This window comes from Dokdonia ponticola (assembly GCF_042653865.1).
GTDB classification, from domain to species: Bacteria; Bacteroidota; Bacteroidia; order Flavobacteriales; family Flavobacteriaceae; genus Dokdonia; species Dokdonia ponticola.
Window position 1 is genome coordinate 249,633 of sequence record NZ_JBHSFV010000001.1, and the last position, 20,737, is coordinate 270,369.

Below are 20,737 nucleotides of genomic sequence, written 5' to 3' on the forward strand. Positions count from 1 at the left end.
TTGTAAATGGCATCCATAATACTGTGCTACATCTACCTATAAAAAATCCAAATCTAAAGCAGCTTTTAGATATCTGTAAAAATTAGCTTCTGGAACACAATCACTTCATTGAAAACTATTAAATCATTTCTCCTGAAAAATGGTAACACCTTGTATATAATAAGTTACGCAATATCACTATCTTTAATAAAAACTTGTGCAACAGGCGCACAACCTGTAAACAATACAGCTTCTGCATTAAACGTTAAGGTTCGCCTATTTTATGAGGTCTTGAAATCTTTGGGGTTTCGCTTTGACACAAAAAAAAACAAACCATAAGATTTCGCTAAGTGTGTATCGGAAAGCAAACGCTAATTTGCTGATATACTGTTCATGGCGCAACCAATGGCTGCTATTATACAAGTAACGTAATTATAATTCTAATGGTATGAAGACACCTTCAAATAGTAAGAATAAATTACATTCAAATGTACACTCTTCAAAACCTTTCTTCAATAAGGATGGAGATGGACGTTTTTTTTCTAAGCCCAACGAAATAGAAGAACCATTTTTTAGTCCTTCTACCATCCAGACCAAACCAACAATTGGTCAGCCAAACGATACATACGAACAGGAAGCAGATATGACCGCAGAAAAAGTTGTTCGGACACTGGAAAAACCAAATTCTTCATTGCCTATTCAAAAGAAAGGCGAAATGCATGAACAAGAAGAAGAAATACAAATGAAGGAAAAGAGCATGGAAGAAATGGATGTTATGCGAAAGCCTGTTTTTGGAAGTGAAGATAATTCCCTCGTTCAAGCGAAGTCCATTGAACATCAACTGAGCGATTCTAAAGGAAAAGGCAATCCATTGACAAAAGATGTTAGAAATACTATGGAATCTGCTTTTGGAACCGATTTTAGTTCAGTAAAAATTCATACCGACTCTAGAGCGGTTCAAATGAATAATGCAATAGGAGCACAAGCTTTTACCAATAAAGATGATATCTATTTCAACAAGGATAAATTTGATTCACATTCAAAAGAAGGCAGTAGGCTTTTGGCTCATGAACTTACCCATGTTGTCCAACAGTCAAATAGTCAAGGTATGATTCAAAGAATGGCTGCTTTTAAATATGCTGTTGATTTTATGGATAGTGTAGGAAAGCGAGGTAAAAATCTAGCACCCGATGTGAACACGGCAATAAATGAGCTAATAGCATTAGGGTTTATGAGTATAGCAGATGCGAAGAGTGAACGGCCAACACAGCAACAGCTATCTCCATCAAATCGACTTACTGCTATTCCTACTATTTCCGATAAGAATTTGCCGAAATTAATAGCTGCTATAAAATCTTTTCAACGAGTGGTTATTGGGTCAAAAAGCCCCGATGGTCGGATTGACAGACATGGCGCTGCGCATCAATATTTGAATACCGCTACCTCAAGCCCTTCCACACGAGATATTCAAAATATCAAAAAAAATAGAAAAGCCATAGGACTTACTACGGTTAGTGGTGCTCAAGAACTTGGTGGAGGATTAACAGCATCGGTAGGGAATATTACAAATGGGAATGTTCCTACAGATCTATTAAATGTTCAAAAACGTTTGGTAGAATTAAAAATTCTATCATCAGCAAATGCTACGTCTGAGAATCCCAATACAATTATCCAAGCTAATCAAGCTACTTATCCTTCCCAGCCTGTTTATATAAAACCAAAACACATCCCTCGTACGATTCGTGCAATTGTTAAATTTCAGAATCCAAGGCACCGAAGAAAAAACCCAAGAGGGAAAGATGTTGGTTGGTGGGCTCGCAAAAACCTTCTCGGTACTAAAATCTGGACCGCAAAAGTTGTAGCGCCTAACGATGCCACATTTATATTAATGAGAGATTATAGTGTGCATTCATTTTCCTTTAAAAATAAAGCTAAGCAACATGTTAAAAGTTCTTTTTATGGACCTGTTCGGTCAGGACATACTGTTTCAGCCAAGGGACTAACAACAAGAGGAACAGCTCAACCGAATCATCCTGTTAAAGAATATACGGCTTATGGGTTAAACAACGCACAGGGAAAGGCATTGAAATGGGTTGAACATGCGGAAGGACGTTTCGATGCCGTTAACACTTATGATCGAGCTATTGTTTCATTTGGATTTATACAATTTGCAGGCTTAAGGAGTTTGGAAAAACTTCTGGCATTAATAAAGAATGATTCTCCTACCGAATTTCGTGATCTCTTTCAAAAATACGGTATTGACGTTGAATATAATATCAAAAATAATCGTATCAATAAAGCTCAGGCAACTGTTGTTGATGTAGTTACAGGTACTATCAAGCGTGGAAGACCTGCCTTGGAAGCCATTCGGAAAAGTCCTGTTTTAACAGCCGCATTCGTCAAGGCAGGTCATTATATTCAGGTACAACGTGCACAAATAGAAATGGCAACAAAAAAGTATGCGCTTCCTGCCATAAAAATAAGATTCGGGCAAAATATTAAGGTTTTGGGAACAAGTATTTCTACATCCAAACGCCGAATAAGTGACGTAATGAGATCTGAAAAAGGACTCGCAGCATTGATTAGCTGCTATATCAATTTACCAGCGCGTGTTCGTCCGATTTTCAGAAATGCGATTAGGTCTGTAGGGTCAGGGACAGCTAAAGCTACTACATGGGGTACTCTATCAAGACTGAGTGATTCTGATATTATTAATCGAGCGCTGAGAGATCCAAATTTACCATCAACGTGGAGAAATCGACTGAATGAAATAATAGCCGATACGAATTTAAGTAGTACAAAGTGAAAAATATAAATCATAACTATTTTTTTATAGATTTTACTCGTAGTAAGTTCATGTGTCATCAAAAAAAGAAATACAAGATCTGTGAATCTAAATTTTGTCTATGATGTTACGGTCAGAGTAGATTCAACTGTTATAACATCAAGCCAATTCAATTACCTCATTAAAAAAGAGTTTCCTATATTGCTTGTCGCCCGCTTTAGAAACTCCTAACGTAAAAGATTACAATGAATAATAGCTTCCTAACCAACATTATCATACTCATCATTAACTTTTCATACATGACTACTCACGGACAAGATTTAGAAAAACATCAATGGGAAAATCGAATTCTAATCGTTAAAATAGTAGATACCGAATCAAAAAAATACAAAGCGCAGTTAGAGGAATTTAAAAATTTAGCAGAAGAATTCATTGATCGAAAATTGATACTGTATACAATAAACAACAATCATTATACAGTCACAAATTATAAAAACAGTGCGTTGAATGATACTGGCAACGTTTCAGAGAAACTAGCCCAAAGTATGCTTAATGATACAGAAGTATTTGAAGTACTATTGATAGGACTAGACGGACACGTCAAATTACAACAAACCGAAATCCTGACAAAAGAGGCTCTTTTTAAACGAATAGATTCAATGCCCATGAGAAAAAATGAAAGGAAAAATTAAACCTTAGTTAGCGCCAGCCTTAGACATTCTATTCCTACAACACTTTTTATCCCTACTCCCGCTAGATCGCTACTAGTATCCAATCAAAAAAATACTACATTTTTAAAAGGCAATTATTACACAGTTCGTTTTTATGAGTGCGCTTTCGCGAACCTGCCTGTTCGGCAGACAGGAGCGTATATAGGATGAAGCAACTCTTTGAATCCCCTCACTAGTTTCCAAAGTCAAAAGTTCCTGCTTAACGTACTTTTTCCAAAAATTAGTATATTGACATTAGAATAAAAATCATCATCAAAGCCTATTGGGAAATCCCAGTATTGGATCTAGTAATATTAGCATTTTCTACGATGATAATCAACTGTTAATCCATGATAAAACTCTTTAGGAAAATTCGCCAAAAAATGCTTGTTGAAAACAAATTCAGCAAATACCTCTTATATGCACTCGGAGAAATCATACTTGTTGTTATTGGAATTTTAATTGCGGTTGCTATCAATAATAGTCAACAGCAAAAAATAACCTTAAAAAAAGAACAAACCTACCTTAAAGGGTTACAACAAGAATTTATAACCAGTCAGCGAAAACTCAATGAACTACTAGAGGTAAATAAGCAAAACTATGTGGGCGTTAAGACGATACTGGAAACTATTTCAAATCCGACAGTATCACTCAATGAAAAACAATTCTCAGAATTACTCTTTCGCTCTTTTTCTTCAGACATCTCTTTCAATGCAAATAATTCGCTACTGAATGAAATCATCAACTCTGGTAGCTTAAAGGATATTGCCAATGACACCCTCAGAGTACTATTAACAAATTGGGAATCAACGCTGGAAGACGTGGCGAGACAAGAGCAAGAACTAGGTGTTCAAAGAGTGAGAGTACTTGATATGTTTAGAACAAACGAATATAGTATCAAAACGATCTTTGAGCAAACAAACCCTAATTCTGAACTAAATTACCATAAGGCAGATAGTAACGTAAGTAATTTGAATTTATTAAAATCATTGGAATTTGAAAACAATATGTTGATGTTTTATTTGACTAGCAAAGCAACAGAAACATCACACTACACTCCCTTAATGAATGAACTAAATTCAATTTTAGCATTATTAGAAACCGAAATCAAATGAAAGTATAAACTATCCAAAAAAAGCGGTAGGAACCTATTAAAGAGCTAAAAAAATAGAAAAGGAATATCATAAAAACGATACAAGATGACCACAACACCAGAACATGATGCACGCATCGCAAACATGATATTTGCCTCCGTATATCCTCATTATGTGAATAAAGTGGAGAAGAAAGGACGCACAAAAGAAGAATTACACCAAGTCATCGAATGGTTGACAGGGTATGGTGACAAAAAATTACAAGAACTCATTGACCAAAAAGTGACCTTTGAAACCTTTTTTGCAAAAGCCACATTACATCCAAATGCACATCTGATCAAAGGTGTCATTTGTGGGTATAGAATCGAGGATATTGAAACGCCACTTACTAGAGAAGCACGCTACTTAGATAAGCTGGTCGATGAATTGGCCAAAGGAAGAAAAATGGAGAAGATTTTGCGACAAGCAACATAAAATAATAGCTAAAAATAGTGTGTCTAGAAACAGGTTCTTTTCATTAATGGGGATTAATCCTTGACCAACCGCTGTGTAAAAATTCCTGCATCACTTGTTAATTTCACAAGATAGATTCCTTTAGAAAGCGATGATACATCTAGTTGATTATTTTGAATTCGCTCGGTGAGTATGGCTTGCCCTAAGACGTTATACACCGTTATTTGTTGAATGGGGAGCGCACTCTCTATAAACATCACATCAGTTGCTGGGTTTGGATATAAAGAAATTTCTGTCGTGTTAACATCTGTGACCGATAAAAGTTCTGGATCGAGACGCCAAATTTCATTACTAGGACTCGTATTTGGAGCAAAAGGATCGTCATACCCCACGCCAACATATCCTATATCATTAATGGTAAAACCAAAAGGAGTACCCGATTGAAATTGTGGCGATTCAATAGCCTCCCAAGAATCATTAATAGGATTATAACGTCTAAAAATGGTATTTAAAATACCTAAGTCCAATAGCCCTAAACCGACATATGCTTGATCCTGTATAACAAACACTGCGGGATCAAATAAAAAATTTTCTGGAATTGATTCTTTTTGTTCCCACTGATCTGTAATGGGATCATACTTCCATAAGTCATTGTGAAATGATTTAAATTTTGAGCCAAAAAGTATATATCCATTAGAATCAAGTACAAAACCTACATTTGATCCCTCATTTGGCCCTAAAAACGGCGCTCTTTCTGTCCAGCTATCTGTTTCTGGATCATAAGAAGCAAAATTACTTATATCCTCTTGTTCCGTAATACCTATAACATATCCTAATCCACTTATAGTAAATGCAGTAGCATGATAACCAAAGAGTGCTGAATCTACAAAGGGATACCCTGTACGTTGCTCCCATGTACTTGCTACAATACCAAATTCCCACAACTCAGAGATATCATCATTAGAACTAAGCCCTATAAAAAAGACACGATCATCTATCACAAAAGGATCGGCTAGAAATAGTACACTAGAAGGAAACGCTGCAACAAACTCCCAACTATCATTTGATGAAGTATACTTATATAAACTAGATGGAGAATTTGATTGATTTATACCTTCCCTGACAGCGACATAAGCTTCTCCCTCAATAACAAAACTTGAATTTGAATATGCCTCAAAAGGAAAATCATTCAGTTGCGTCCATGCGTCTTGTGCATAGTTTATAAATGAATAGAAAAGTAGGAAGCAAAATAGTAGTACTCTCATGATCAGATTCTTTGATGCCTTGAAGGTAAGGATTAATATGCTTTCGCGAAAGCGTATAAAACAGCATACTTTTTCAGATATATACATACCTACATAATTCGAAAATATACGTATGTTTAGATATGACTTACGTATAAAACGAATAACCCCATAGTAACTTGTGTTACTTTTTATATATTTACCTCACAACGAATTAAATGGCAAATTCATGAGAATGCTTTTTTTCATCACGATATTTCTAATAAGCCATGCCGTAGTTGCTCAATTTGAAGAACAGCAAATTATCTCAACAACCACATCCTCCCCATACATCGCCCAACCCTATGATATAGATAATGACGGAGCGATGGATGTATTGGTGGCTTTTGGAGAAAATCTTTCATTGTCATGGTTTAGAAATACGGATGGTTTGGGGACCTTTAGTGAAGAAATCCTAATTAATTCCAACCCAGTCTTGTACTTATCTATACATTTTACAGATATTGATACAGATGGAGATCGTGATATTTTATTTATTGAAAACAACCCCAGACGTCTGGTTTGGCTAGAAAATACAGATGGTGAAGGTACTTTTGGCCCCGAACAAGAGATCGCAGAAGAAGATTATATTGACAGTGTCGTACCTATGGATTTTGATAATGATGGAGATATAGATCTCATAAGTTCGTATACAGATACGTTTACAGATACCATACGATGGTATGAAAATATTGATGGATCGGGAGTTTTCAGTGAACCAGAACTATTATTTGATAATTTATCGAGACTAAGCAAATTAGTGATTGCAGATATTAATAACGATACTTTTGAAGACATCCTTACTTCTCACGAAAATGAAGGTCCTGCCACCATTATTTGGTACCAAAACACTGGAAATGCCTCTTTTCAGGATGCAACCGTTTTACATCAATACGATTATTTTACCGAACCTACTGTATCTGATCAAACAAGTGTGTACGAGCTTCAGTTTGCAGATATTAATAATGATGATTTAAAAGATGTGGTTTTTATTGCAGAGCTTGACTTTCCAGAGTTTTATTATAGAAAACTTAGTTGGTTAGAAAATCTAGATAATATGGGAAACTTTGGTGTTCTAGTAGATATTTTTGAAGATACGTTTGATGTCTATCGCTTTTTTGATATTGATGACGACGGTGACAATGATATTATTAAATATTTTAGAAATTTTGATCAGATTTCTTGGATTGAATATGATCAAGATCTAGCAGCATTTACTACAGAACGCGTCATCACAACAGAAGTTGATTTCACAAGAAATGTACAAGCTGCCGATTTTAATAATGATGGGTTATTGGACATCGTCTCTGCTTCTAGTGGAGATGACAAAGTAGCTTGGTATCTAAATACAGGTACTTTATCCATTCAAGAGACTAAAGTCTCGCCATATACGATCACACCAAATCCTGTTAATAACCTACTCACTATTACAGGAGAAAAAGACATCACTACCGTAACAGTATACACGCTTACAGGACAAGAACTAACTATAGAAATAGAAAATAACACTATTGACGTTTCTCAATTACCCGCTGGGTATTATTTTTTGAATATTCAAAACACTGCCTTATTTTCTAAGACAATTACATTCATTAAAAAGTAAATAAAAGATAGTAGCACACAACTAATCCTATTCAATACGCGTTAAGAGTAACAAAGATGAAACCCAAACCATGAAACTGCTTCTTACACACGCCTTCTTACTACTATCCATTCTCACCTACGCACAAGAGCCCCATTGGGACGCTCAACTATTGGAAAAGACAAAAGGAAAAAAAGTGATTTGTTGGGAAGCTCCCTACAGTAATACTACTACTTGGACTGCTATCGTTAAAGTCAAGAAAAAAGTAGGCCTTTACCTAGTTTCCATGACAGAGGATATAAATGAAGAAGGGAATGTTAGTACTAATGTGGATGATGTCAACGAACAGATTGAGCCCAAATACAAGGAAATAGGAGTATTTATCTCCGTAAACAAAGAAGAAAGTGATCGAGTTGATTATCTACAGGGATTTGAGGTAAAAGTTGCCGAAGTCCCATCCAAAAAGAAAACAGGGATTATTATCCAATATGGAGACAGCTATGATGTTTATTATATGGATGCAAAGGACTTTTTTCAAGCCATAGATTGGGAACAAAATAAAGGGACGCATGTGCCTGTACTAAACAATGAAAAATGGGGAATTTACGATTGGTATCACCAAAAATATGTATTCAACTGTGACTATGCCTCTGTAGAAGCGCTTCCAAAAACCACCGATCCTTATGGATTTAATGAGTATTCTATAGAGATATTTAAAGCCTTTAACGACGATTCTGAAAGAGACAATATAGACATTATAGATCTAGATGGTAACAATGGGGATGGTCTGTTTAAAGCAAGAAGTGCCAAAACACATAAATGGGGACTGTATCAGTACTTAGGAGACCGTATTGTTGAGGCTATTCCTATGAAATACGATTCTCTTCATCATTTCCAATGGAATGGAAACTATACGGCAGTTTTCAACGATGGCAAGGTTGGGTTTTATTTATCCTATTGGTCGTATGATGAAGATGCAAGACAAACCGTCCCGTGCATCTATGAAGACTACAAACGCTACACAACAGAAGAAGATCAAATCCCAAGGCTTGCCGTAAAAAAAGAAGGGAAATGGGGTTGGGTAGACTGGTTAACAGGTGAGGAAAAATCAGAGTTTACCTATGAAACTCCAACTGACCTTCCCTATCCGTGGTATGAACAAAAATTATGGTTGGAAGAGTAATACCATTTACCAATTGAATTTACTGTAATAAAACACCCTTTTTTCCTTTCTATTTCACAAGAAAAAAGAAACCGTAGCTTAGGCTATGCTTTAGTTTTCTTTCTCATATAAAGAAAAAAATCATCGTTTTCTTTTCCAGTAAATTCAATTAATAACAGGTATAAATAATGATGCAGAAAAGAATGCGTACGTGTTACTCTTTAAAAAACAACAAAAGAATGAGGCTGTCTAAAAAGTAGTAAACTGGATAAATTGTCATCCTGAGCTTGTCGAAGGAGTATTGGAAATCAATACATTAAAAAACTTCGACAGGTTCAGTTTGACAAGCTTACATTCCTTTTTAGACAACCTCATTTCCATATATTTTATATAAATGAGTAGGAATCTTATGTAATAAGATCACCATCTATCATACCTATTAACAACCCCAAGGCTCTTTTGAGGTACATAAATTAGGATCGCAAGAATAACCACATTGGGAATTATGTTGAGATCCCGATGAACACGTCACTTCTTCTAATTGACTTCCTCCTATTAATTTGTTTAAACTTGCGACTGATTCTTTCTTAAGTGTTAACGATTTTAGATTCTTTTTTTTCATGATTCCTTTTTTTGATTACTAATACTTATAAAAGTACAAAAACAGAACGTGAAATGCCCACATCAAGATTGAGTTTAACATTTTTAACTAATTGATGTTTAACGACATGAAGGTTATGCTTTCGCGAAAGCGTACCAAGCCTTACCCAAATGAAAGACCACAATCTAGACACTCCATCGCATCTAAACCAATAGATGCACCGCAAGCAGGACATAAGTCCTCAACCGAAGTTGTAATTGAATCTGTCCAATTTTTATGAGAAGAAATAACGTCTGGTCGTGTTTCTTTTTCTAAGAACACCTTTTTACTGGTGAATGGAAAAAACATCATATATCTTTTGATTTTCATCCAATAATAACAGACTTGATGGGTTTTTAAATCAGTAGCTTCTATGAATTCATGCCTTTCTAAGCAAAATAACATATCCAGCATATCTCTTTTTGCGAAAGGGATTTTAATGACATCAGTACTTTTAAAAAAGCGATGTCGTTTATAAAGACAACCTTCTCTTTTTAAAGCTTCTACTCGTTCTTCTGTAGATAAGGATGTAAAAACAGCTACCGTAAAAGGAAAAAAAACGTATCGATTCAGGAAGTATCCTATGACCATTAGCAGTGCTATTACTACTATTGGAAGCCAAGGGATATCTGTTACTAAACCTATCATATTTTCTCTTTACATCCTACATCCGCTCAGGCACATCAATGCCTAGTAATCCAAAAGCACTTTTAATCACTTGAGCGACTTTCCCACTTAAGGCCACACGAAAAGCTTTTTCTTCTTCGTTATCAATCCCTAAAATTTGTACTTGTTGGTAGAACGAATTAAACTCTTTTACTAAGTCATACGTGTAATTTGCAATCAACGCCGGGCTATGATTCTGAGCGGCTTGTTGCACAGTAGCAGGATATTCCTGAATTAATTTTAGAAGTTCTTTCTCTTTCGGTTCTAGTGAAGTGGTCGTAATCGTATTTCCTACGCCTAACTCTTTTGCTTTACGCAAGATCGATTGGATCCGTGCGTAGGTGTACTGAATAAAAGGTCCTGTATTTCCTTGAAACTCTACCGACTCTTCTGGGTTAAATAAAATACGTTTTTGAGGATCTACTTTTAAGATATAATACTTAAGCGCTCCCAATCCAATGGTTTTATAAAGGGCTTGTTTTTCTTCTTCAGAGTAGCCTTCTAGCTTTCCGAGTTCTTTAGAAAGGGTTTCGGCGGTTGTTGCCATTTCGCTGATGAGATCATCGGCGTCTACGACAGTACCTTCACGGGATTTCATTTTTCCAGAGGGAAGATCCACCATTCCATAACTTAAATGGAATAGGTTTTCTGCCCAATCATACCCAAGTTTCTTTAAGATTAAGAAGAGTACTTTAAAATGGTAGTCTTGCTCGTTTCCTACGGTATAAATCATCCCTCCAACGTCTGGATTGTCTTTCACACGTTGGATAGCGGTTCCAATATCTTGCGTCATATACACCGCTGTTCCGTCTGAACGGAGGACCAACTTTTCATCGAGACCATCTTCGGTCAGATCACACCATACAGAGCCATCTTCTTTTTTATAGAACACCCCTTTTTCTAGCCCTTCTTCAATATTATCTTTTCCTAGTAAATAGGTATTGCTTTCGTAGTATAAACTATCAAAATCAACGCCTAGATTTTTATAGGTGACAGCAAATCCGTCATACACCCATTGGTTCATTTTCTTCCAGAGCGCTATGACCTCTTTATCTCCTGCTTCCCATTGAAGAAGCATGTCTTGGGCTTCTAGAAGGATAGGAGCCTCCTTTTTTGCTTCTTCTTCGCTTTTACCTGCTGCTATTAAATCTTTAATTTCTTCCTTGTATTCCTGATCAAACTTTACATAGTAATTCCCTACCAATTTATCGCCTTTCAGTCCTGTGCTTTCTGGGGTTTCCCCATTCCCAAAACGTTGCCACGCCAGCATCGACTTACAGATATGAATCCCACGATCATTAATGATCTGAGTTTTGTACACCTTTTTTCCTGAGGCTTCGATGATTTTCGCGACAGCGTACCCCAACAAATTATTACGTACATGTCCTAAATGCAACGGTTTGTTAGTGTTAGGTGAAGAATATTCGACCATCACCGCTTTGCCTTCTGGGGCTTTGGTTCCAAAAGTCGTGTTATGTTGAATCTCCTTGAAGAAATTGATATAATACGAATGCTCAATCACAAGGTTTAAGAATCCTTTGACCACATTAAAGGCACTCACCTCAGCGACATTTTCTACTAAATATTCACCTATTTGGGTACCTATTTGCACTGGATTCCCCTTGACAACACGCAACATCGGAAAGACAACAACGGTGATATCTCCTTCAAATTCTTTACGAGTCGCTTGAAACTCGACCGTTTCAAGATCGGCTTGATACAAGGTGTGAATAGCTTTTTGTACGTGTGTGGTAAGCGTGTGTTGTAAGGACATGAATTCTTATTTTTTTTATATGTAAAATGCCCATCTTCACGGGCATTTCTAGGTGCAAAGATAAGGCAAAAACGGTAGAATAGGTACTTACAACCCGAAGGAAAATAGTGTCCACACAGAAAAATAAGTAGGTCCAAAAAATGAAATCTCACGCCTAAAAACCGATTTATAAAACAAGAAATTCCAAAGATCAAAACCCCGTACTTCTACCTGTTTTTTAAAATACTCTTTTTTATTCGTTCCTATTTTATCAGATTCTTTGTAATTTTTAATCCTTTAACAATCAAAGATTAACCAAATACAAAATCATGAGCAAAAAATCCTCCAATCCAAATAATATAGATAAACCTACGGCAAATAATGTGAAATGCTGGGATAGTAATGGTTCTACAAAAGTAGTCACGCAACGCCTCAAAGAGATGTTTGTCGAAATGGGTCAAAAAACCAACATTGAAAATGGTCAAAAGCCTGCTGAGCGAGCTGTTTTTAGAAAACAACACGGTATTGCCTATGCCAATTTTGTCATCAACAAAGACATTCCAAAAAAATACAAAGTAGGGATCTTTGCGGGGGATTCGTACGAAAGTGTCATTCGTTTTTCTAGTGATACCGCTCCCTCTTCAACCGATCTGCATACCACCATTGGAGTAGGCTTAAAACTCTTTGGCGTCAAAGGGCGAAATTTATTTGGTGAAGGAGATACTGCCGATTTTATCTTTCAGAATATCGATCGGTTTTTTGCAAAAGACGCGCAACAAATGTGTGCATTTACCACCGCTGGCGTGGTCGATCAGGATTATGACGCCTATATCAACAAACATCCAGAAGTCGGTCGCATTTTAGCGGCTATGGCAAAAGAAGAAGGGAGTTGCTTAAGTGCTGCATATTGGGCGATTCTTCCGTTTGAACTAGGAAAAACACAAATTGTAAAATACCGCTTGACTCCTGTAGATACCTATAAAGGCGCTCCTTTTGATGATGACAATTATTTAAAATTAGATTTGGAAAGACGGCTTCGTAAGGGCTCTGCCAAATTTAAGTTTGAAGTTCAGTTACGCACCAACGATAAGACTATGCCGCTTGATGATGCGCAAGTGGTTTGGAGTACCAAGGAAAGTCCGTATGTCTGTATTGCAGAATTACATATTCCGCAACAAGATGTTACGGCGATTGGTCAGGCTGAATTTGGTTCTAATTTATCTTTCAACATTTGGCGAACACTTGCTGCTCATAAACCTTTAGGTTCTATTGCAGAGGCACGTAAGACCGTTTATGAAGCGAGTGCCAATACACGCCATCAAGCCAATGGCCAACAACTACAAGAACCCAAAGAGCGGTGTCCGTTTTTTCATGGAAATACCGACAAAGACGATGATTGTATTGTAAGAGCAGGCATCTACCCTCCTATTGGAATCATGCGTGTCGGCAATAGTAAAGATGAGTATTTTATCGGTCCGCTCGTGGATGAACCCGAAGTAAAAGAAGATCCATATGCGTACAGAGATAAAACCGGTGCGCTAAAACGTCAAGCAGCCCAATTTAGAATCTATGGATTTAATGCGGCTGGAAAAGCGATTAAAGAACTAACGGCAGATAATGCAGACATTACGTGGCATGCCCATTTAGCCAATCAAAAAGCTTCTTGGTATCAATTTCAAATTGCGTTGGATATTCCTGATGCGAGCAATCCAGATATTCCACCTTCGCTTTTGCGAAATATTGATGTGAAGGACAGAAGTACGTTATTTATTGATGGAGGTGCTCAGAGCGTCTCAAAACCAAATATCAAAAAAGGATACACTTTTGAAGGAAAATTTCAATCGAAGGAGGTCTATCTAGGCGAAATGCATACCGATGAAAAAGGGCGGTTGATTATGTTAGGCGGCCATGGAAAATCAGAAAATATTGATGGTAATATTGCGGTGACGTTTGCCAATAATGAAGGGTGGTATGATGATACATCAGACGGCCCTATCACCGCCGATGTAGTATACAAAGGTGTCAAACTTAGTGTAGACCCTGCTTGGGTCGTTTGTGCACCACCAGATTATGCACCCATGCAAAAATCGGTACGTACGATGTGGGATTTAATGCGTGATATCTCCGTACGATCAGGAATGTTAGAACGTCCTGCAAGACCCTCATTTACAAAAGATATTTTACCCATTTTTGAACGCATGACCAACTTACAGTGGGTAAATGCAGGATTTGCAGGCGCTTTTGGATGGGGAGGACAATTCAATTATACGTCTGCTGAGTGGGTGCAACGACTTGGAGATCCCTCGTCTGCCAATTATGAAATGCGTCGTACGATTTCAAATAATTTCCGTCGTTATGATGTTTCTGGTGCAGAAGCACCCCAATTATGGCCTTGGATGTATGGAGATGCGATTGCGATTCCAACGCAAGGATCGGTCCGTCAACACTCGACACTATCCGATTTACAATTATCCTTTTTAGATCAATGGGTCGAAGGGGATTTTGATGCCGATTTTGATGAAGTTAGTACCAACATGATTACACACATTGATCAAGTACCGGTTTCAGAACAACCCGATATGCTGACCAAAGCAGCGATGGATTTTTGCCTTGCAGATGCCTTTCATCCAGGTTGTGAAATGACCTGGCCTATGCGAACTTCAGGCATGTACGCTGCACCTTTTCGATTAAAGCATGCGCCAAAAACACCAAAAACAGATACTCGTTATTATGGCTCCACTATGAACAGCGATGTGATCACAATGCCAGCTGGACCTTTGTTGGGCGGGCAAGTCCCTGGAGGGATTACACGATGGATGGCCGTTCCTTGGCAAACAGATACCGCGAGTTGTAGAGATGGATACACAAAATCATACGATCCCTATTTACCCACATTCTGGCCTGCTAGAGTGCCTAATAACATCTTAAGTGAAGAACTCTATAAAGAAGCAGTAGATCCTAATTTACCTGAAGAAACTAGAAGAGAAGCTTTTGCCTATCGCTATTTTTGGTTAGATGACTTACCCATGGATGGAGAAGCACCAACACAAACCAACCAGATCAATAAAATGATCAAATACTTTGATAAATTAGCCGTTGTCCAAGCAAGACCTGGTGTCCCTGACAATCCTAATTTCCCACCAGAAATGCAAATAGGGATTGTACCCACCGAGAAACAACAAGCAACGCTTCTTGCTGAGACAATGAAAGATTTAAAAGGAATTTTAAATAGTAAAAAGCGGATGGGCAAAAAAGAAGAAGACCTTGTCAATACGACCGTAAAACACTTATCGCACAAAAAACTATTGAATGAGCAATTCTTAATGGAAAATGCAAAAGATCAATTACTCACCTTAATGGAAACAGAATTGATAGCTGATTATAAAATCACGCCGAGTATTCAGCGATTACTAGATTTATTGGCTTCTAAAACACATAAAGCCGATCAGGTGAAAACCACACAACATCAAAAACAACCAAGAAAATCGGTGGGAGTTCCTGAAAGAATGGTTCGTTTTGAACGATTTATACCTAAATAAAAATTTTCATTGACACCTATAAAAACAGACATTCTTATCATAGGTGGCGGTATTGCAGGTTGCATTGCCGCCATCGCTTTGATAGATACACACACCGTTACTTTAATTGATAAATTAGAACATCCTAGAGAACGAATTGGGGAATCACTAGCGCCTGCTGCACAAAGGATTCTTAAAGAACTCGATTTACTAGACGATCTACAATCGCATCAAGAACAACTTCACATTCAAAACTTTGGGATGCAATCCTACTGGGGAAGTGATCAAGTACATATTGTAGACCATCTACGTAATCCTGACGGGTTGAGCTTAAGTTTAGATAGAAAAAAATTTGAAAACTACCTGAGAAAAACGGCCAAAAAAAGAGGTGTCCGCTGTCTCTGGTCTACCAAGCTACATCACAGTACATTTGAGGCCAACCAATGGCTCGTTACGACCACTTCTGACGTTTATAACAAACAACATATCAAAGCAAGATTTGTGATTGACGCCACAGGAAGGCAATCCCACTTTGCCAGAAGCCGAGGCATCAAACGGATTCATCTTGATAAACTCATGACGTGTTGGATGACACTCCCCAATACCGAAACTAATAAAATGAGTACGATTGCCGCTACCGAGAATGGATGGTGGTATAGTACTGTAATTCCCAACAACAAAAGAGTGATTGCTTTTCAAACAGATTCAGATCTCATTGATAAGCATATTTTTAAAGACCTAACTTCTTTTATTAAGATTGCCAAAGAAAATACCCAAATCGCTGCTATCCTTGAAAACAATAAAGACGCTATCCAATTTCATGGGACTGTCGCGGCAAATTCGACGCGGTTGGAACATGTCACTGGTCAACAATGGGCTGCGTTAGGAGATGCGGCTATTAGCTTTGACCCGCTTTCGTCACAAGGTATGTTTCATGCCATGGCAAACGCGATGCAATTAAAAACACTACTTCTAGACGTTAACATTGTAGATGCGTATACGACTCAAAAAGAAGATATATTCCAAAAAACATATACCCAACAATTAAATGACATTTGGGATCAATATCTGCATCACAAAAACCTGTTTTACAGTGCAGAAACTCGCTGGAAAGAAAAGCCATTTTGGAAAAGAAGACATATAAACTCATTGTGATTTGACATGATTCTATACCATTAAAAAGCCATTTTTTTGTATTTTTATCTAAAAAAGAAAATGCTATTAAATGTATCGTATAACAATCCCGAGATTCGAAAAAAGATAGACGCCGAGGTAGGAAAACCCATTCCTTTTATGGAGCGTATCAAGCAAGGAGGTATTGGAATAGGCCATCTCATTATTACCGCTTCAAGTATTGAAATTCAGAACTTACTCGCACTCGATAAGTATCGAAACAAATGCAATATTGAACTACGCCCTAACGGAATTATCGTAGGTTTTCGATCTTTGTTAGAATCGTATGCCCTTGTGATTCCGTATTGGAAGCTCACGATTTACAAAGGAAAATCAGAAGAGTACAGTATTTATAAAGATACCTATTGTATCAAAATTGAAGCTAAAAAAAAGAATGTACACCAATTTATAAAACGCATACTCACAGAAAAAGAAAAGCAAGCCCCTCTTTCGATAGAAGATTTATAATTTTTATGAAAAAGCATACGCTTTCGCGAAAGCGTACTCAACCCCTATCCCACATATATCATTACCACAAATGATATATCTAATAGATAGTTGCACTGTATTTTGTTGAATATTTTGTACCTTATAGTACTTTCTATGAAGATTATTCTTTTCAGAAAACTCAAACTATACTAATACACTAAAACACCAAAATTATGAAAGCAATACTACTCTTTAGTTGTTATTTGATGGTTGCTACACTCGTCACGGGTGATGGAAGAACGATTACAGACGAAAAAGCGTCTTTAGAAGGCGTCTGGGAATTACAAAACCAGCAGATGTATGAAAATGGGACTATTTCTGAAATCATGGAAAATGAAAATGGATATAGGCAAGTAAAAATGTATAGCAAAGGAAAAGTCATGTGGACCCGTAATGATCCCTCTGACAGTAATGAATGGTTTGGATATGGAACCTACACCATCAAAAATGGAATGTTGGAAGAACGTCTTGAATATGCATCAGGTCCTATGATGAAAATTGTAGATACTACACAAGTTTTTCGTTTTGAACTCATTATAGAAAAAAAAGCATATCAACAAATTCAGTTAGATGAAGATGGCAATCGTTCTCAAGGTGAAAGTTATATACGTATTGAGTAAAAAAGGGTAGATTTTAAGATTCTTTATAAATACTTTAGTGGTTCTTTAACACAGAATTTGTCGTTCATTTCTTATATTAATGTAAATTAAAAAAAGAAAAAGAAATGATAAAAGAAAACAAGAAATTTACAAGAACTATACAACAATCAACACCCACAAATCCTTCAGGAAGTACAGATATAAATCCTAAAGATTTTGATCTAAAAAGAGATACTATAAAGGATAGTCGATCCAAAAAATAACTTCTATTATCAACAAAATTGATGATTAATTTTGTTGGAATCTACATATAATACCCTTGAAAAGCTTGAAAGAATGATTCTTTCAAGCTTTTTTATGCAACAACATTACGCAATCACTATAACTCTATATACAACATTGTTATAGTATGTCGATAGGTTTATAGCATTGATTGACAAAAGTCATGTATTAGTAAGGAGCCCTTTCTTAACTTTATAATTCATCTTTTACTAAAACTATGAATATTTATAAAAAAATTGGAATCATACTATTACTTTTTTCCAACTTTTCTTGTTCAAAAAATGAAGACAAAATCCTTCCTGAAAGAAGAAATTTAACCGAATCTGTCTATAGCTCGGCGATTGTTCAACCTGATAGTTTATATCGAGTATATTCTGCTGTTGCTGGTTTATTAGAAAAAAACTTAGTTGATGAGGGGGAATTAGTTTCTAAAAATCAAGCTTTAATTCAGGTAATTAATAATGCTCCAAAACTCAACATGCAAAATGCGAAGTTTGCATTAGACTTAGCGAAAGAAAAGTATAATGGCACTGCTGCTATACTAAATGGAATCAAAGATGAAATTGATGCTGCCCAAATAACCTTAAAAAATGACTCTATAAATTACTACAGACAAAAGAACCTTTGGGAACAAAATATTGGATCTAAAGTAGAGTATGATGCTAAAAAACTACATTATGAGTTATCTCAAAATAAGTTAAAATTAGTCAAAAACACATACGATCGTACCGAAAAGGAATTACAAACTGCTGTAAAGCAAGCTAACAATAGTTACCAAACTTCATTAATTGTAAATAAAGACTTTACCGTTAAAAGTGCTATAAACGGAAAAGTGTATGCGCTTTACAAAGAACCTGGCGAGATTGTAAATACAATGGAGGCTTTAGCAGCGGTAGGAAGTGCTTCCGATTTTATTTTAGAATTATTAGTTGATGAAGTTGATATTGTAAAAATCGCTGTAGGCCAAAAAATACTCATTACACTCGATGCATATCGTGGTGAAGTATTTACAGGAAAAGTGTCTAAAATCTATCCTCAAAAAGATGAGCGTAACCAGACGTTTACTATAGAAGCCTTATTTGACAATCCTCCAGAAACGCTATATCCTGGACTATCTGGAGAAGCTAATATCATTATCTCAAAAAAAGAAGAAGCGCTAACAATACCTAAAAGCTACATTGTAGATGATACTAAAGTAATCACAGATGACGGTGTCATTGGTATTACAATAGGATTACAAAACATGGAGTTTGTTGAAATACTCTCTGGAATTACAGAAGACACCTATGTACATAAGCCAAAAGAATGATAAACTGGAAAGTAATACTGACTATTGCAAAAACGCATTTGCTCACTAAAATTAAGCAAACAGCAACTGCTGCGCTTGGGGTGACTTTTGGCATTGGCGCATACATTACTTTGGTCTGTTTTATGACAGGTTTAAATGCTATGTTGGATAACTTAATTTTAAATCAAACACCACATATTCATATGTACAACGAAATAGAACCTTCACAAAAGCAACCTATTTCGTTATATGACGATTTGGAAAATAGTATGCACATTATTCACTCTATTAAACCAAAAATTACACAAGAAAAAATTCATAATGCGTTACCAATCATTTCGTATTTAGAAGAGAATGAAAATGTACGTGGTGCGCTTCCGCAAGTAAAAACACAAATATTTTATCTCGCGGGCTCTATAGAGTTAGGAGGTAATTTAACAGGCATCCAACCGCTTGAAGAGGCAGCCTTATTCAATATGGATGATTACATTGTAGAAGGATCTGCCGAGGATTTGCACACTACAGATAATGGTATATTATTAGGAATTGGTATTGCTGAAAAAATGTCTTTAAAGGTAGGTGATCGCGTACAAGTAAGCCCCATTAATGGAGGATTATTCCCACTTAAAATTGTTGGCTTTTACCAAAGTGGCATTGCAGATTTAGATGCTATTCAAAGCTTTACAACACTTAAAACAGTACAACGCATTTTAGGTAAGGCTCAAAATTATGTGACAGATATTAATATAAAACTAAAAGATATTAATGAAGCAGCTCCGATGTCTAAAATTATTGAAAAACAATTTGATGTAAAGGCTATAGACATCAATACAGCCAATGCCCAATTTGAAACGGGAACAACGATTAGAAACCTGATTACCTATGCGGTTTCAATTACGTTACTCATTGTTGCTGGTTTTGGAATTTATAATATTTTAAACATGCTTATTTATGAAAAGATGAATGACATCGCTATTCTAAAAGCAACTGGGTTTTCAGGTAAAGATGTACAGCTTATTTTTATGAGTCAAGCTATGATCATAGGTTTTGTAGGCGGTGTTCTAGGGTTACTCCTAGGGTTCGTATTTACCCATATTATAAATACCATTCCTTTTCAAACCGAAGCACTTCCTACAGTGGAAACCTACCCTATTAATTTTAACCCTTGGTTTTATGTGATTGGTTTTACATTCGCCATGATATCTACATTTTTAGCTGGATATTTACCATCCATAAAAGCAAAAAAAATAGATCCTGTAAGAATTATAAGAGGGCAATAGT

At 36.4% G+C, this 20,737-nt stretch carries 16 protein-coding genes; 13 read left to right on the plus strand and 3 right to left on the minus strand.

From position 1 onward, the window contains the following. The first annotated feature begins 427 nt into the window (after positions 1-427). From ACFO3O_RS01160 to ACFO3O_RS01175, 4 genes are all read left to right on the plus strand, one after another. The gene (locus ACFO3O_RS01160) at positions 428-2,785 is read left to right on the plus strand and encodes an eCIS core domain-containing protein (protein WP_379976697.1); all 2,358 of its coding nucleotides are present in this window, start codon (positions 428-430) and stop codon (positions 2,783-2,785) included. 278 nt (positions 2,786-3,063) lie between these two features. Beyond that, a complete protein-coding gene (locus tag ACFO3O_RS01165; RefSeq protein WP_379976698.1) occupies positions 3,064-3,456 on the plus strand; it encodes a DUF4174 domain-containing protein in 393 nt (130 codons plus the stop codon). A gap of 401 nt (positions 3,457-3,857) precedes the next feature. Then, positions 3,858-4,589 carry a hypothetical protein gene (locus tag ACFO3O_RS01170; protein WP_379976699.1) on the plus strand — a complete coding sequence of 244 codons (732 nt, stop codon included), beginning with the start codon at positions 3,858-3,860 and terminating at the stop codon, positions 4,587-4,589. A gap of 84 nt (positions 4,590-4,673) precedes the next feature. After that, on the plus strand, positions 4,674-5,042 hold the full coding sequence (locus tag ACFO3O_RS01175; RefSeq protein ID WP_379976700.1) for a DUF2200 domain-containing protein: 369 nt from the start codon (positions 4,674-4,676) through the stop codon (positions 5,040-5,042). Between the two features lie 53 nt (positions 5,043-5,095). On the opposite strand, the gene ACFO3O_RS01180 is transcribed toward ACFO3O_RS01175, so the two are convergent. Next, on the minus strand, positions 5,096-6,286 hold the full coding sequence (locus ACFO3O_RS01180; RefSeq protein ID WP_379976701.1) for a T9SS type A sorting domain-containing protein: 1,191 nt from the start codon (positions 6,284-6,286) through the stop codon (positions 5,096-5,098). A 214-nt stretch (positions 6,287-6,500) separates the two neighbouring features. Between ACFO3O_RS01180 and ACFO3O_RS01185 the strand changes: the two genes are divergently transcribed. Together ACFO3O_RS01185 and ACFO3O_RS01190 are read left to right on the plus strand one after the other, a co-directional pair. Further along, a complete protein-coding gene (locus ACFO3O_RS01185) occupies positions 6,501-7,907 on the plus strand; it encodes a T9SS type A sorting domain-containing protein (RefSeq protein ID WP_379976702.1) in 1,407 nt (468 codons plus the stop codon). Positions 7,908-7,977: 70 nt separating this feature from the next. After that, positions 7,978-9,069, plus strand: a complete 1,092-nt coding sequence (locus tag ACFO3O_RS01190; RefSeq protein ID WP_379976703.1) for a hypothetical protein — start codon at positions 7,978-7,980, stop codon at positions 9,067-9,069. Between the two features lie 742 nt (positions 9,070-9,811). Here ACFO3O_RS01190 and ACFO3O_RS01195 read toward each other — a convergent pair. Together ACFO3O_RS01195 and argS are read right to left on the minus strand one after the other, a co-directional pair. Next, positions 9,812-10,336, minus strand: coding sequence for a hypothetical protein (locus tag ACFO3O_RS01195; RefSeq protein ID WP_379976704.1), 525 nt, complete (start codon positions 10,334-10,336; stop codon positions 9,812-9,814). 16 nt (positions 10,337-10,352) lie between these two features. Next, positions 10,353-12,128 carry an arginine--tRNA ligase gene (gene argS / locus ACFO3O_RS01200; RefSeq protein ID WP_379976705.1) on the minus strand — a complete coding sequence of 592 codons (1,776 nt, stop codon included), beginning with the start codon at positions 12,126-12,128 and terminating at the stop codon, positions 10,353-10,355. Positions 12,129-12,436: 308 nt separating this feature from the next. On the opposite strand from argS, the gene ACFO3O_RS01205 reads away from it, so the two are divergent. The 7 genes from ACFO3O_RS01205 to ACFO3O_RS01235 all read left to right on the plus strand — a co-directional run bounded on the left by ACFO3O_RS01205 (position 12,437) and on the right by ACFO3O_RS01235 (position 20,736). After that, positions 12,437-15,646 (plus strand): LodA/GoxA family CTQ-dependent oxidase, encoded by a 3,210-nt coding sequence (locus ACFO3O_RS01205; RefSeq protein ID WP_379976706.1) that lies wholly within the window; start codon positions 12,437-12,439, stop codon positions 15,644-15,646. Positions 15,647-15,655: 9 nt separating this feature from the next. Further along, positions 15,656-16,780 (plus strand): NAD(P)/FAD-dependent oxidoreductase, encoded by a 1,125-nt coding sequence (locus ACFO3O_RS01210; RefSeq protein ID WP_379976707.1) that lies wholly within the window; start codon positions 15,656-15,658, stop codon positions 16,778-16,780. 60 nt (positions 16,781-16,840) lie between these two features. Then, complete coding sequence (locus ACFO3O_RS01215; protein ID WP_379976708.1) at positions 16,841-17,266, plus strand: hypothetical protein; 426 nt, start codon at positions 16,841-16,843, stop codon at positions 17,264-17,266. Between the two features lie 194 nt (positions 17,267-17,460). Continuing rightward, positions 17,461-17,907 (plus strand): hypothetical protein, encoded by a 447-nt coding sequence (locus ACFO3O_RS01220; protein WP_379976709.1) that lies wholly within the window; start codon positions 17,461-17,463, stop codon positions 17,905-17,907. A gap of 104 nt (positions 17,908-18,011) precedes the next feature. Continuing rightward, entirely contained in the window at positions 18,012-18,149 is a 138-nt protein-coding gene (locus tag ACFO3O_RS01225) for a hypothetical protein (RefSeq protein ID WP_379976710.1), read from the plus strand. Between the two features lie 236 nt (positions 18,150-18,385). Continuing rightward, positions 18,386-19,477: an efflux RND transporter periplasmic adaptor subunit gene (locus ACFO3O_RS01230; protein WP_379976711.1), complete on the plus strand. Its 1,092-nt coding sequence runs from the start codon at positions 18,386-18,388 to the stop codon at positions 19,475-19,477. Then, positions 19,474-20,736 carry an ABC transporter permease gene (locus ACFO3O_RS01235; protein ID WP_379976712.1) on the plus strand — a complete coding sequence of 421 codons (1,263 nt, stop codon included), beginning with the start codon at positions 19,474-19,476 and terminating at the stop codon, positions 20,734-20,736. The genes ACFO3O_RS01230 and ACFO3O_RS01235 overlap by 4 nt, the downstream gene beginning before the upstream one ends. Position 20,737 lies beyond the last annotated feature (1 nt).